This window comes from Longimonas haloalkaliphila (assembly GCF_055379825.1).
In genome coordinates this window covers 2,238,358-2,252,982 of the sequence record NZ_AP043948.1, presented here as the reverse complement: position 1 = coordinate 2,252,982, position 14,625 = coordinate 2,238,358, and the positions used below count along the sequence as shown (strand labels likewise).

The window sequence follows — 14,625 nt, the reverse complement described above, 5'->3', positions numbered from 1 at the left end:
TATATCTCATCACACCCCGTTATATCTCGTCACGCCCAATCATGCCTTTTGCCGGACGGAACGAGGAGAATTGATTTTCCTCTCCGGCGATGAGTCTCCGTATGTTGGAGCGGTGCGCAATAATGATACCCAGCGCCAGCACAATACCGACCACCAGTATGCTTATGTTCAGTCCCGTACCAAAAACAAAGATCTGCACAGCAACGGAAACGGGGAACGCGACCGCGCTAATCATTGAGGCCAACGATACATATCCAGACGGAAGCAGCACCGCGACGAAGATCGCCATAACGACCAGCATCGTGAGCGGCGTAATTGCCAGCAAAGCTCCTGCGGTTGTTGCAACTCCCTTTCCGCCATCAAAACCAAGGTAGAGCGGAAACATGTGGCCTACAATCGCGGCAAGGCCTGCCAGGAGCGCAACGACTGTTGCTACCGTATCTGCTTCCCAGCTTCCCATAGACGGGAGTGCTCCCAATCGCAGCTGCGAAATGACGCCAGCAGCAAACGCTCCTTTGCCCATATCGAATAGCAGCGCACTGGAACCAACTTTCCACCCAAGCACCCGAAATGCATTTGTTGCTCCGGCGTTGCCGCTTCCGTAGTCCCGTACGTCAATCCCATGCACCATCTTTCCCAGCCACACGCTGGACGGCACGGAGCCAATAAGGTAGCTGAAAACAAGAATTACGGCAAGGGTTAACATAACTGCAGCGCTCGAAAGCGCGAATGACCAAAAGAACCAGGCGAAAGAATGTGGGGATGTCGTAACGCGCTTGGTAGCGCTTTTTGTTCCTCTCTGCCCCTTGGTCGCACCGGCGCTGCACTACCTGTTGGCCGCTTTATGCCGCCGGCGGTGCTCCCGAAATCGTTCCGATGTGCACGGGTGGATTGCCTTCCGCCATAAGGGCTTCGGTTGTTGTTTTTACCTGGTGCTCAGGAACAGCAAGTACGAGCCCGATTCCCAGATTGAACGTGCGGCGCATATCCGACTCCGGCACATTCCCGGTCTCCTGAATAAGATCAAAGATTGCAGGACGCGTCCATGCACCGTAGTCCACCTGTGCATCGAGCCCGTCAGGAACGATCCGTGCAAGGTTGCCCGGCAGGCCTCCGCCTGTCACGTGTGCAATACCGTGTACCGGGCCTGCTGCACGCGCTGCGCGGATGGCGCCGAGGTAAGAGCGGTGCACGGATAGCAGCGTCTCGCCTACTGTATCACCGCCGAGCGCATCGACCGGCTCGTCGACCGCGAACGCCTCGAAGAGCACGTGTCGTGCCAGGGAGAATCCGTTGGTATGGAGGCCTGTCGAGGGCAGCCCGAGCAGCACATCGCCGGCCTGCACCTCTGCCCCGTCGATGATCGCTGATTTGTCGACCATGCCCACAATCGTTCCGGCCAGGTCGAAGTCGTCCGCCGCATACACGTCCGGCATTTCTGCAATCTCGCCGCCAATGAGCGCGCAGCCATTCTCCTTGCATGCTGTAGCGAACCCTCCAATCAGCGCCTCAGCCCGATCCGGATGCAGCTCGCCGGTAGCATAATAGTCCAGGAAGAAGAGCGGCTCAGCCCCGCAGGAGGCGATATCGTTGACACAGTGGTTTACGAGATCCTGCCCGACCGTATCAAAACGCCCTGCGCGCCTGGCAACAAGCACTTTCGTGCCCACGCCGTCGATCGAGGAAACGAACACAGGCCGGTCGTACCCAGAAAGGTCGGGCTCAAAGAATGCCCCGAAAGCGCCAATGTCAGCGAGTACGCCGGGGGTGAAGGTCTCGCGCACAGCAGACTTGATGCGATCGACGCTTTCGTCTGCCGCATCGATATCGACGCCGGCGTCTTTGTAGGTAGCCATAGTTCAGCAAGCGGATAAGTTAGGAAATACCCGAAAAGAAACCAGGGGGAGCAATGAGACAGCTATCCGAGTTCGTCGATCACCGCGTCAATACGGCGCAGGGCTGTTTCGCGTCCCATAAGCGCCACCAGGTCAAAGATACCAGGTCCATACGTGCGGCCCGTAATGGCCAGGCGCACCGGGTGAATGACCTTCCCGAGACCTACGTCATGAGCATCGGCCACAGTACGCATGCCCTGTTCTACGGCATCGCGGTCGAACGCTGGGGCCTGCTCGTACGCTTCCGCCAGGTCGCGCAGAAGGGTCGCAGAGTTCTCTGACCACCGTTTCTCTACACATGCTTCGTTGTATGAACCCGGATCTTCAAAGAAGTAGCGATGCTCGGTCATCACCTCGCCGATCTTTGAAACACGATCTTGCACAAGCGCAGCAATGGCGACGATGCGCTCACGCGTAATGGGGAGGCGCTCCTCGGCGATGTGCTCACGCAAGCGATCGGCGAACACCTCAATGTCCATGTCGCGCAGGTACTGCTCGTTGTACCAGTTGAGCTTATCCAGATCGAACTGCACCCCGCTCACTCCCACGCGGTCGAGCGAGAACGCCTCGATGAGCTCTTCCATCGGGAAGATCTCCTGCTCGGTGCCCGGATTCCACCCCAGGAGCGCCAGGAAGTTAAGCAGTGCTTCGGGCTCGTAGCCGACTTCGCGGTAGTCGGTCACGAAAACGGGGATGCCAAGCTCGTTGCTGTCGCGCTTCGAGAGCTTACCGCCCTCAGGGCTCATGATGAGCGGCAGATGCGCAAACGTGGGTGGCGTCCAGCCAAATGCGTTATAGAGCAGCACGTGCTTGGGCGTCGACGGGAGCCACTCTTCGCCCCGAATCACGTGCGAGATGCGCATGTGGTGGTCATCCACCACGTTTGCAAGATGGTACGTCGGGAGTCCGTCGGACTTCAGCAGCACCTGATCGTCGAGTCCGCCTGTCTCAAAGGTAACCGTGCCCCGCACCTCGTCCTCAAAACGCACGGTTTCATTGCCCGGAATCTTCAGCCGCACGACGTGAGGGGCGCCTTCATCAAGCAGCTGCTGCACCTCGTCCTCACTCAGCGAAAGCGAGTTGCGCATCTCCATGCGTGTGCTGGCATTATAGGCCGGCGAGGGATTCTCATCGGAGGCGTGGCGCTCGCGCATCGCTTCGATCTCCTCTTCTGTGTCGAAAGCGTAATACGCGTCACCGCTGTCAATCAGCTTTTGCGCGAAGCGCTGGTAGAGGCCCGAACGCTGCGACTGGTAGTAGGGCTGATGCGGACCGCCCGTACCCGGACCCTCATCGTACTTCAGCCCTGACCATGCCAGCGCACGCATCAGGTCTTGCTCGGCCTCCTCCACGTAGCGCGACTGGTCGGTATCCTCAATACGCAGAATGAAATCGCCGTCGTGTTTGCGAGCGAACAGGTAGTTGTACAACGCTGTGCGCAGCCCGCCGATGTGCAGACGTCCGGTAGGACTTGGAGCGAACCGTACGCGAACCGGGGCAGAAGCAGAATCAGCCATAAAGAAGGAGGAGCTATCTTGAATGGAACAGAAAACGAGGAACAGTCGATAAAGCAAACGCTTCGTTCGAGAGCATCGGTGGTGGTAGGCCTCGGCCAACCGGGCAGTTCCGTATCTCCTGTGCAATTGCCGGGCAATGCAACGGAGCCTCACAAACAGAGCCCGCAGCCCGCCTGTGCAGGCCCCCTGTACCGAACTCCTGCCCGTCCCACCCCGCACGCTGCAGAAGCACGACCTGAAGGTCTTCAGCGTGAGCTGCACGAACACGTCAGCTGCATAAACACAGGTGGCATACTGTTTCTTTCATTCCGTACTCGTTCTATCGCCTCTGATGCGTATTCCCCCGCTTCTACTCGCCGTCCTCCTAACGGGTACGGCCTTGCTCGGCGCATGCCAAACGCTTGCTCCTGCGCCGTCGTCCACCGATCGCCCGGTTGCCACCTATGACGAGGGCACGATCACCTACGACGCCCTACACGCCGCCTGGAATCGCCAGCATACCGGCACAGCCGTCGCCGACACGACGCAGGAGCTGCTTACGTTTCTGGACCAGTATCTTAACTACCGGCTGAAGGTTCATGAAGCGCGTCAGGTGGGATACGATACCCAGCCCGCCGTACAGCAGGAGATTCGCAACTACGTGCAGGAACGGGCTCGCCCGGCGTTTCTGGAGACGCACGTTACCGCTCCGCTACTCGACACGCTCTATCAGCGCCAGCAACAGGAAGTTCGCACGCGCCACATTCTCGTCCGGGTCGACGAGAACGCTCCGCCCGAAGACACCCTGGCGGCGTACAACCAGATCCATGCGCTCCGCGACTCCGTGCAGGCGGGCTACGATTTTGCAGAGCTTGCTCGCACCGTCTCCGATGACCCCTCCGCTCAGCAGCGCGGCCAGCGCGGCTTTGAGGGCGACCTGGGCTACCTGAGCGCTGGCCAGCTAGTAGACTCGTACGAAGACGCCATGTACCGCCATCCGGTCGCTGCACCTCCTGCAGTGGTACGCTCTCCATTCGGATACCACCTTATCGATGTGCTCGATCGGCAGCCCCGCATGCCACGCACGCGCATCGCTCATCTGCACATCCGCCCCGACGATGACACGCCCGCGTCTCGCGAGGCCGCCCGGGCCCGCATCGACTCGCTTGCAGCGGCCCTTCCTCCCGACAGCACGGCCTTTGCTGAGGCCGCCCGCCTCTACTCTGACGATGCCCGCACGGCCGAAAATGGCGGCGAGCTGGGCTGGCTGTCTATTCAGCAGTACGTGCCGGCTCCGTTCCGCAACGCTGTTCGCGCTCTCGAAACCGACGGGGCCATCTCAGATGTCGTTGTACTGGGCCCCGGCTTCTACCTGATTCAGCGCCGGGCCGTCGAGCCGCTTCCGTCGTTTGAAGAGGCTGAGCCCGAACTCCGTACTCAGCTCGACAATATGCCCCGCACCGAGGAGCGCCGCCAGACCCTGGTGGATACGCTGCGCGACGCCCGCTCGGTTATGGTAGACTCTGCGGCGGTGCGTACTGCGCTTGGCGCCGAATGGACCGACCGCGCTTCTGCGATGCTTCAGACCACACCCGACACGACGGTGCTGGCCACCGTGCGGCCCCCTACCTCACCAGGTGCTGACATGCAGGGCCGTGGCTCCCAGAGCCCAGGCATGCAGAGCCCAGATACCCTGCGGCATGAGGGACTACACCGCTACCTGCGTAGCCGCACGGACCTGCGCACAGCCTCCGTGGGCGACGCGATAGATCACTGGATCGATGGTACTGTGCTCAACCAGGCCGCCATCGCCTGGGCCGCCTCGCAGCCCGACTTGCGTCAGGAGATCGAACTGTTTACCGACGGACTGCTTGTGTTTGAACTCATGCAAGACTCGGTCTGGGCTGCACAGGGCGACGTTGCATCGGAGGCGACACCGGCAGGGCTTGCCCCCGACCGATACGAACAGGCGTACGTCCAACGTTTACGCGACCGACATGCGGCTGAATTGTATCCGCAGCGCCTACGCGAGCAACGCGCTTCCACCCCGTAACTCCCGTTTCTGTTAGCTCAACGCGTACCCTATGTTGTACTTGCTGCGCATCTCCCTGACCCTGCTGTGTGCCAGTTTGCTGCTTACCGCATGCGGAAGCGAGCCCTCTGAGAATTCTTATGCGGCTCGCGTGGGCGACGCGTACCTGACCGAGCAGGAGCTCTCGGATGCGCTGCAGTCAGTGGCTGTGGATGGCGACACCGTGGAGGCGCGCCGTCAGATTATCGAGCAGTGGGTCACGCGTACGCTGCTGCTGAACGAGGCCGAGCGGCTCAACCTGGAAAATGAACCGGACGTTCAGGCCCAGCTTGAGGAGCAGCGACGATCGGTACTCATCAACGCGCTTACAAACCGCATCTACGAGAACGCGGAGATGGACCCCAACCGCGACGATATTGCGCGCTACTTCGAGCGCAACCGCGAGCAGATGCGCCTGCGCGAGCCCTATGTACAGCTGCGACACCTGCGACTGGATGATGACGAAACGGCCTCCGAAGCCGTGGCAACACTCCGCGAAACTCCCGACGCCTGGGGAGCTGTCTGTGAGCGCGATGTTCGCAATGCAGAGCAGGCCTGCCGGGTGGGCAACCTGTTCTTTCCGGTACGGCAGCGCATGGCCGAAGCGCCTTTCCTTCGCGAGCGTGTGGCTGCCATGGATGCTGGCGACGTGGATGTAACGCGCAGCGAAGGCACGTACCACGTGTTGCACTTGGTTGATCGTGTAGAGGCCGACCAGGAGCCTGAGTTGGAGTGGGTGGCTCCCGAGATTGAGCGGCGCCTACGCACGCAGTCGCGGAAACAGATGTATGAACGTGAGGTTCAACGCCTGCGCAACGAAGCCGAGGCACGCGACGCACTCGACATACGCTCACGTCCGTCTGATGCGTCTGTCCTCAACGAACGCTCCTTTTCTATCGAAGAATCTGACGAGTCCTCCCCCAACGAGGCTGCTCCTGGTGCAGATCCCCCTGGTGCAACTTCCCCTGGCGCAGATTCTCGTTCGGAGGCTCCCGATGGCAACGCAGTACCCAACGAATAGACCTGTCCGGCACGCGCCGAACGCCTGACACAGATGTTCGTACAGCTTCATCCGTACGTTTTCGATACAGCGCTTTAGCTTGCCCCTTTGGCGCCGCGCTTCGTTCAGCGCTCTCGGCCTGTCGGTGCCTCAATCCTCGTGGCACCGGCTCGGTACACCTTCTGTATTCTTTCTTTCTGGTTTTGACGCCTGCTCATGATGATCCGTTCGCTTTCTGCTTTTTTCCTTCTTGCGTGCGTCACCGCCGCAGGCCTTGTGCATGGATCGCACGCCCAAGCCCCGTCTGACAACCGCGAGATCGTTGATCGCGTGGTCGCTGTTGTCGAGTCAGACGTTATCCTGAAGTCAGACGTCGACCAGATGGTCACGAGCATGATGCAGCAGCAGCGCCAGCAGCGCGGCGAGGCCTCTCCTGAGATGTGGAGCGAGGGGCTGAACCAGCTCATCAACCAGCGCGTGATGGCGGAGATTGCACGGCGGGATACGAATATTACGATTCCCGATGAGCAGGTGGATGCACAGCTTGAGCGCCAGATCCAGCAGATGGCCGCTCAGGCCGGCGGCGAGGATGCGCTTGCCGAGATGTACGGACAGACGCCTGCCGAAATGCGCGAGAGCTTTCGCGACGAGTTTCGCGACCAGATGCTTGCCGACCAGGTGCGCCGTCAGCGCGTAGACCGGGTACGCATCACGCCTTCGGAGATCGAGGAGTGGTTCAGCCAGATTCCTGAAGAGGAGCTTCCCATTTTGCCCGCGTCGGTCCGCATTTCTCACATCGTGCGCTACCCGGAGCCAACTGAAGAAGCACGCCAGGAGGCAGAAGAGATTATAACGGCGATTCGTGACTCTGTTGTTGCGAGCGGGGCCACGTTCGAAGAAATGGCCGAGCAGTTCTCAGAAGACCCCGGTTCTGCCCAGCGGGGCGGGCGGATCGATAACATCAGCTTAGACGGATTTGTGCCTGAGTTTGCGGCGGTCGCGGCACGCATTCCTGAGGGTGAAGTCTCGGAGCCGTTTTACAACCCAACGCACACCGGTTACCATATTTTACGCGTGAATGAACGCCGCGGCAATACCGTCGACCTTAACCATATTCTGATTCGCGTAGACCGCCGCTCGGCCGACGAGTCGCAGACCATCGAGTTTCTGAACACGGTGCGCGACTCGATCTTGCACCACGACCAGCCGTTTGAGCGCATGGCCAGCCGGCACTCCCAAGAAACCCGGAGCGCCGACATGGGCGGACGCGTGGTTGATCCGCGTAGCGGCACGCGCGACCTGGCTATCGAGCAGTTGGGTCCCTCCTGGCAGCGCAGCCTGCGCGGACTTGAAGAGGGTGAGATTAGCGAACCCAATCGCGTGCGCTTGCTCGATGGCGACCGGGCATTCCACATTGTGAAGCTACAGCGCCGCGTGCCCGAGCACCGCGTGAATCTGGAGATGGACTACGAACGCATCCGCCAGTTTGCGCTGCAGGAGAAGCAGGCACGGGTGCTTGAGGAATGGCTGCAGGAGAAACGGGAGGAGTTTTACATCAACATTCTGGTAGACGACCCTGAAGCGCTTATGGCCTCGCAGTAACGGTTTCGGAACAGACATCTGGCTGCTGCTTGCTCACGGTCCGCTTGCTCACAAGCGGGAAGAGGCCGCAGCCAGGTCGGTGTCTTTTTCCTGTCTGCCCCGTGTCCTGTTTGCCTACCTCCAACCCGCCGTATGCCTTCTCCCGAATCCTCCTCGGCCCCCTCAACGCCCTCGTCTTCCAATGTAGATGGCGCTGCCGTTGCTGCTGTAAGCGACGCCTATGACACGTTGCACAGCGAAATCAGCCGTGTTATTGTTGGCCAGGATCGCATCATCACGCAGGTATGCGTCTGCCTCTTTGCACGCGGCCACACCCTGCTCGTCGGTGTACCGGGGCTCGCAAAGACCCTACTTGTGCGCACGCTGTCTCGCGCGCTAAACCTGTCGTTTAGCCGCATCCAGTTCACCCCCGACCTGATGCCGAGCGACATTACCGGCACGGATATCATTCAGGAGACGGCCGACGGGCAGCGCCATTTCGAGTTTGTGGAGGGGCCCATCTTCGCCAATATTGTGCTCGCCGACGAGATCAACCGCACCCCGCCTAAAACGCAAGCTGCGTTGCTCGAAGCGATGCAAGAACGTCACGTAACGGCCGGCGGAAAAACCCGTCCGCTCGAAGCGCCGTTCTTCGTGCTCGCCACCCAGAACCCCATCGAGCAAGAAGGGACCTACCCCCTGCCCGAAGCCCAGCTTGATCGTTTTATGTTCAACCTGTGGCTCGACTACCCTTCGTTCGCTGAAGAGGTGGACGTGGTGCGTGCTACTACAGCGGATGCTCTTCCCGAAGCCCGCGCCGTACTCAGTGCCGAGGAGGTCCTTCGCCATCAGCAAGTCGTGCGGCAACTCCCCGTGACGGACCACCTTATTGAGTACGCTGTCGATCTGGTGGCTCGCACTCGGCCAGACAGCGATCGCGCGCCTTCGTATGTGAGCGACTATCTGCAGTATGGCGCTGGGCCGCGTGCCTCGCAGTACCTGATCCTCGGGGCGAAAACGCTTGCTGCCTTTGACGGACGCGCCACCCCGCTCGAAGAAGACGTGCGCCGCATCGCACTTCCTGTACTCCGGCATCGCATTGTGACAAACTTCAATGCTGAGGCTGATGGCGTATCGACCCAGGACGTCATTCGGCGCTTGCTGGAGGCGTAAAGACGTTGCCCATTTAATCCTCTATGTTATTCAATGTCCACTCTTCCCGACCCCGACCGCTACCTACAGCTCACACTCACCCGCCGCGAGTCCTTCACTGAAGACATCGCGGTACTGCATGTGGAGGCTCCCGAGCCTGTGGAATTCACGCCCGGACAGTACGCAACGGTTGGTCTCACCGTCGACGACCTGCCGCGTCCGCTTCTACGCCCTTACTCGGTAATCGGTACCCCCAACGACACGCACCTTGAGTTCTACCTCGAACGCGTCGACGACGGACGCCTTACCCCTCTCCTCTGGGATCTTGAGCCAGGCGCTTCGCTATGGATGCGTCGCAAGGTAGTAGGCCGGTTCGTTTTGGATACCGACGTCACCCACCATGTGATGGCTGCTACCGTAACGGGGGTTGGTCCCTACATTAGCATCTTGCGCACCTGGCTCAGCAGGCCTGAATCCGAGCGACGCAGCGATCGCTTTCTGGTGATACATGGCGGCAGCTATGCCCGTGAATTAGGACGCTACCAGGAGGAACTCACGGAGTACGCCGCCACCCATCACGCCATTGACTACGTTCCCACCGTGAGCCGTCCGCACGAAAACCCGGACTGGGTTGGCGAGCGGGGGCGGGTTGAAGACGTGCTGCGCAAGCACTGGGACGCCGCCGGGTTTCCGCTCGACGACACCGCGCTGTACACCTGCGGACACCCGCAGATGATCGACAAGGCCCAGGCTATCGGCCAGCGAGCCGCCCTTCCTGACGAGCGCATCCACGAAGAGAAGTATTTTGTAGAGCGCCGCACTACGGCGTAGGTGGTTGTCTTCTTTCTGCATGTGCGGCGAAATACGACCAAACAAATTCAATGCTGCTGCTCCAAGGCAGGAGCGTTCTCCGCCCCATGAGGTCGTCAAGAGCCCATCGGTGCCAGATCCTATGATTAGTTGATTCTCTCCCTTCACACTGCACACACGTTTGCACCTACGCGTCCCCGGCGCTTCGCTCTGCAGCACGCCGGTAGGCAGGCTGTTGCTCTATGTGTGACCGCATCTCAAGATAGAGTGGTGCAGCCACACGGTTTGGAAGCAACGACCACAGGTAACGCGCAACAGCAGCAGTCCATATTCGGGTTGCTGCTTTGTACCGTCCTTTCTCCCACTCACATGCAGCTGCATGAAGCCGAATAGACGTGGGCTTCCGGCACTCTGCAAAGAGCAACGCCTCCTTTAGACGCCTGTTATTCATACGTTTGTTTCGCGCGATTCTCCGCCATCGCCAGAGCAGTTTCTCGTACTGCCGATCCATCTGCCGGATGTCTGAGGTCACCTGGCTCTCGTGCACCCGGTACTGCGATAACGTTTCCTGCAACCGATGAATCGGAGCCTCGAGCGCCATCTGGATGTAGAGGTCGACATCCTTCAGGCCATCTGACAGAAGTGCGGTATCGTTAAATCCATCTGTTCGTGCAAACACCGACCGTCGTATCAGCATGCACGACGGGATCATACCGCAGTGCGTAACAACTGCGTCGAGCGGAGTCTCAGCTGTGTCGTCAGGCAGAACACGCATTCCGAAACGAGTGGGCACGTAGCGACGGTGCCACCCATTTTTGAAATGATCAGGCAGCGGCTGTCCGTTTTTGTCAACGACTTCGAAGCGCCAATGCACCACGCCGACCTGTGGATGGGCATCGAGGTACGCCACCGCGCGTTCGACTGCCTGCGGCATGAGCGTGTCGTCAGCATCCAAAAAGAGCAGGTAGTCAAATGCATCAGCGATCTGTGCCGCGGCGCGGTTGTTTGCTACGGCCTGCCCCTTGTTGGTCTGGTGCACCACATGCCGGCGTGGGTCGCCGCCGGCGCAGGCGTCAAGGATGGCTGCCGTTCGATCGGTGCTTCCGTCGTTTACGAGCACGTGCTGCCAATCTGCGTACGTCTGATCATCGATCGACGCGATGGTCTCCTCGACAAACGCTTCGGCATTGTAGCAAGGCGTTATGATGCCCACAGAAGCAGGACTTATATCTTCCTCAATATTGTTACTCGACGAAACGTTATATTCAGCAGAAGCAGACATCTCATCTTTTTAGATTTGACCTCCAGCAATACTTGCTTACGTGACTTGTTTTAACACCGTCTCACCCTTTTTCATCAAGCACGCCGCGACTGCTTCGTGAGCGCACGCATCCACATGCGGGTTTCGTGTGCCGTTGCACGCAGGTAGCCCGTTGCTTTACGAGCCACTCGCTTTATCCGACCACTGAATAGACCGGTATGATAGTCGTGTGGCGCTGCATCAACAGACTGAAAGGGATGTGTGCCTGGCACGAGCATCTCCATGGTCTCAACGCAAAACACAGGCTTTCCACTCCATTTCGCAATCTGGCGTGCTTGGTGCAGACTGCTTTCTATGAACAACTGGTACCGGTTCTTTGACCGATACACTTCTGCTTTATATGCTCCGTGGCGCCGATCAACGTCGCGTTCGGCTGCATCAGAGTATTGCATCATTGTAAGCTGCTCGTACTCTACGCCGTGATCTGCGAGCCACTGCTCGGTCTCTGCCCGGTATTTCTCCAGTCTACATGTTACAATACGGGCCACCCTTTTTGTGGGCAGCAGGTACGGAGCGGCCTCCTTGAGAAACTGGCGGTACGCCGGTCCGTCATCATCCTGATGCGGGTCGGGATCGCGGCAGAGCACGCCATCCATGTCCAGGCAACCATGCTCTACGCCCCAGGAGTGCATGATATTCCACTCGAAGAGATAAGGCATGTGGAGCTCAGTGCACTGCACGTCGAGCTCAATATCAGCCTTTGGGTCACTGTAGATCGCCCCGACGAGTATATTATGCCGGTCTTGAAGTGGTGCAATTTGTTTGTATACCTCGCGCATTGCACGTCCCGTCGACACGCAATCGTCGAGAACAAGGATTTTACACCTCCCCTGCCGCAACTCTTTTTCAGTGAGGCCCTGTCCTCCACGTGGTCCGGAGGACAGCAACCGTCCTTCCAAGAGCCCCTGCAGATCAGTAAGTGGCAGATTGCGATACAGCGCCACCATATTCGCAGGAAGCATTCCACTTCGGGGCACCCCCACGATTAGATCAAGGTCGCGCGGTAGGGTGGCACTCCATGAGCGCACGTCATTAGAAAGATGAGCAATGCTTCGGTAGTTCATAAATAGCTATGCAATAAGGTGACGTGGGAGAGAAACCGCAGTTTAGTAGTGAGAAACAGTCACAGGCACATTGCTCCTTCATTCTCATCTGTCGGATGTAGTCGGTAGACTTCTATCACGACGAAGCAAACACCGAGCGGACAAGGTGCCCTCCCATTTTTCGCAACTCAAAAAGACTCGGGCGGCTGGTCGCAACGTTTAGTCCGCGCCGGAGCGGAAGGGGTAAGCGTTGCGCCCATGTGCGAGAGGCGGCGATCTGCGGAACGTGTGTAAAGAGCACTTCGCCCCATCGTTTGGCAATGTGCGCTGGCGTAAACGCCTGGGCGCGGCGCTGCCCGTGTTCAACCATTGCACGATAGCGCTCTGGATCTGCACGAAGAGCATCGACAGCCTCCATGGCCTCGGAGAGCGTCCGGACTTCAATGTAGTCAAGCGGGCTCTCATAAAGCTCTTGGAAAGCATATTCCGGTCCGACAATCGCCGGCACGCCGGCATGCCAGGCATTTATAAGCTTAGAGGCCGGCTTTTCGCATCGCTGTCCGCCATCGCCATGAAGCGGCCGGACCGCAAGCATGAGGTCGGCCTGGGCGTAGTCGTGCCAGCGCGGTACAGCGCCCTGCGTGTGCTTGGAGGCAATCTCGAACGTGAGCCCGCGATCTTCCAGAAACGCATGCCACGCATCCGACCGGAATCGTTTGTCGAGACTTCCGAACCCTCCTTTAAAGGTGATATGTTTGATCGTGGCGCCGCGCGCTGCATCGCGCGGAATGATACCCGGCTGTGGCCAGTGGGGAACGAAGAAGCTGCGCTTGTCGTCGGCGAAGCGCCCGTTCTGCACGATTTCAGCATCGGCCCACGACGACCGGAACTCGATAACATCGGCTCGAACCGTCACGAAGGTGAGGGAACGACATGCTTCGTCGTACTGCTCATTCAACGTCCGAAGGCTCTCCTCTTCAGGAATAAAAACTACGATGCCCGTGTCGGGGAGATCTGCGTCAATGCGCACATCGTAACCATGCGCCTGCATATGCAGGTAGGTCTGCAGGATCCAGGCGCGGCGCCGCTCTTGTCCCTCAACGCTCCACGGCTCCGGATCGGTGAGCGACCAGGTGTGGCATCGCGCCAGTTCATCGGGGTAGGGATAGAAAAAAGTGACCGGGGGGTGTGTCATCTGTAAACCACAAAGAGGTATTCAAGGAAACCGCCCCTGCTGTAACAGGCGTGTTCGTAGCAGCGTCATCACGATAGCGACGCATTAACCGCTTCTATGATAGCCTGTCATCTTTTATGCAGCGAATGGCGTCTGGAACATCCCGGTGTCTCTTCTGGCGCATATGAATGAAGCACACTTGGCTCTATACATATGTACCGTTCATCTTCCGGACGAACATGCCAAACAGACATGTCGCAGTCTCTCATCCTCCGTTGGTAGGCGAAGCTTCGGTGCGCGCCTGCGCAAGTGCCTATCCCTCGTCAACCTCCTCATTCCAGATGCGTAGACGATGCACTCACCCTCGTTTGCGCCCAAACAGAACAGCATGGCACTCCCCCCCACATCACACAGCTGGCTCCCGTGGTGGGCAAGCGTCGGCACGCGTCCGGTGCGCCCTTTCTGGCCGCATACTCGGTGGTGTCTTGACGATCCCCCCGCGCATCCTCCTACGCTCTATCTTACCTTCGACGACGGCCCCACCGCTGTTGCTACCGATCCCATTCTCGATCTGCTTGACCGCTACGATGCCCGTGCCACGTTTTTCGTGATCGGACACCACGTAGAGGCCTTTCCCGATCGCATGCGCCGCATCGTAGCATCCGGCCACGCCGTAGGCAACCACACGTTTACCCATGTGGATGCGTGGCGCGCCGCACCGTCAACGCTCATCGGCGAGATTGAGCGCACCGCGCAGGCGATCGAAGCGCACACGGGCTGCGCCGCGCCGCTCATACGCCCGCCCTACGGACATCTGACCCCCACGCTCTGCCGCTGGGCCAAACGCGAAGACGCACACGTTGTGATGTGGGACGTGATGCCGGCTGATTTCCAACGTAGTGCCTCGCCTACGTCAGTTGCTCGCTTTACGGCAGCGCATGCCCGTCCTGGAAGCATTGTCGTCTTGCACGACAACCCGATGACCGAGCCTGTTACGCTTGGTGCGCTCGATGCCATTCTACGCTGGGGGCATGCCCATGGCTGGCGCTTTGCAGCGCTGCCTTCTTCCTTTGTGTAAGCAC

At 59.2% G+C, this 14,625-nt stretch carries 12 protein-coding genes; 6 read left to right on the top strand and 6 right to left on the bottom strand.

All coding sequences use genetic code 11. The annotated features are described in order from the left end of the window. Positions 1–19: 19 nt before the first annotated feature. The 3 genes from plsY to gltX all read right to left on the bottom strand — a co-directional run bounded on the left by plsY (position 20) and on the right by gltX (position 3,412). Positions 20–706, bottom strand: a complete 687-nt coding sequence (gene plsY, locus ACZ48V_RS08795; RefSeq protein WP_464538384.1) for a glycerol-3-phosphate 1-O-acyltransferase PlsY — start codon at positions 704–706, stop codon at positions 20–22. A gap of 136 nt (positions 707–842) precedes the next feature. Beyond that, positions 843–1,856, bottom strand: a complete 1,014-nt coding sequence (gene purM, locus ACZ48V_RS08790; protein WP_464538383.1) for a phosphoribosylformylglycinamidine cyclo-ligase — start codon at positions 1,854–1,856, stop codon at positions 843–845. 62 nt (positions 1,857–1,918) lie between these two features. Next, positions 1,919–3,412 carry a glutamate--tRNA ligase gene (gene gltX / locus ACZ48V_RS08785; protein WP_464538382.1) on the bottom strand — a complete coding sequence of 498 codons (1,494 nt, stop codon included), beginning with the start codon at positions 3,410–3,412 and terminating at the stop codon, positions 1,919–1,921. A gap of 331 nt (positions 3,413–3,743) precedes the next feature. Here gltX and ACZ48V_RS08780 point away from each other — a divergent pair, with 331 nt between their 5' ends. The 5 genes from ACZ48V_RS08780 (at position 3,744) to ACZ48V_RS08760 (ending at position 10,026) form a co-directional block, all read left to right on the top strand. Beyond that, complete coding sequence (locus ACZ48V_RS08780; protein WP_464538381.1) at positions 3,744–5,444, top strand: foldase protein PrsA; 1,701 nt, start codon at positions 3,744–3,746, stop codon at positions 5,442–5,444. Between the two features lie 31 nt (positions 5,445–5,475). After that, a complete protein-coding gene (locus ACZ48V_RS08775) occupies positions 5,476–6,483 on the top strand; it encodes a peptidylprolyl isomerase (protein WP_464538380.1) in 1,008 nt (335 codons plus the stop codon). A 195-nt stretch (positions 6,484–6,678) separates the two neighbouring features. Continuing rightward, on the top strand, positions 6,679–8,064 hold the full coding sequence (locus ACZ48V_RS08770; RefSeq protein ID WP_464538379.1) for a peptidylprolyl isomerase: 1,386 nt from the start codon (positions 6,679–6,681) through the stop codon (positions 8,062–8,064). Positions 8,065–8,196: 132 nt separating this feature from the next. Continuing rightward, positions 8,197–9,216, top strand: coding sequence for an AAA family ATPase (locus tag ACZ48V_RS08765; protein WP_464538378.1), 1,020 nt, complete (start codon positions 8,197–8,199; stop codon positions 9,214–9,216). A 33-nt stretch (positions 9,217–9,249) separates the two neighbouring features. After that, positions 9,250–10,026 carry a ferredoxin reductase domain-containing protein gene (locus tag ACZ48V_RS08760; protein ID WP_464538377.1) on the top strand — a complete coding sequence of 259 codons (777 nt, stop codon included), beginning with the start codon at positions 9,250–9,252 and terminating at the stop codon, positions 10,024–10,026. A gap of 166 nt (positions 10,027–10,192) precedes the next feature. Here the strand turns inward: ACZ48V_RS08760 and ACZ48V_RS08755 are convergent, their stop codons facing one another. The 3 genes from ACZ48V_RS08755 to ACZ48V_RS08745 form a co-directional block, all read right to left on the bottom strand. Then, a complete protein-coding gene (locus tag ACZ48V_RS08755; RefSeq protein WP_464538376.1) occupies positions 10,193–11,287 on the bottom strand; it encodes a glycosyltransferase in 1,095 nt (364 codons plus the stop codon). 74 nt (positions 11,288–11,361) lie between these two features. After that, the gene (locus ACZ48V_RS08750; RefSeq protein ID WP_464538375.1) at positions 11,362–12,390 is read right to left on the bottom strand and encodes an orotate phosphoribosyltransferase; all 1,029 of its coding nucleotides are present in this window, start codon (positions 12,388–12,390) and stop codon (positions 11,362–11,364) included. Positions 12,391–12,505: 115 nt separating this feature from the next. Continuing rightward, positions 12,506–13,564, bottom strand: coding sequence for a glycosyltransferase (locus tag ACZ48V_RS08745; RefSeq protein WP_464538374.1), 1,059 nt, complete (start codon positions 13,562–13,564; stop codon positions 12,506–12,508). Between the two features lie 367 nt (positions 13,565–13,931). Here ACZ48V_RS08745 and ACZ48V_RS08740 point away from each other — a divergent pair, with 367 nt between their 5' ends. After that, positions 13,932–14,621, top strand: a complete 690-nt coding sequence (locus ACZ48V_RS08740) for a polysaccharide deacetylase family protein (RefSeq protein ID WP_464538373.1) — start codon at positions 13,932–13,934, stop codon at positions 14,619–14,621. The last annotated feature ends 4 nt before the right edge of the window (positions 14,622–14,625 follow it).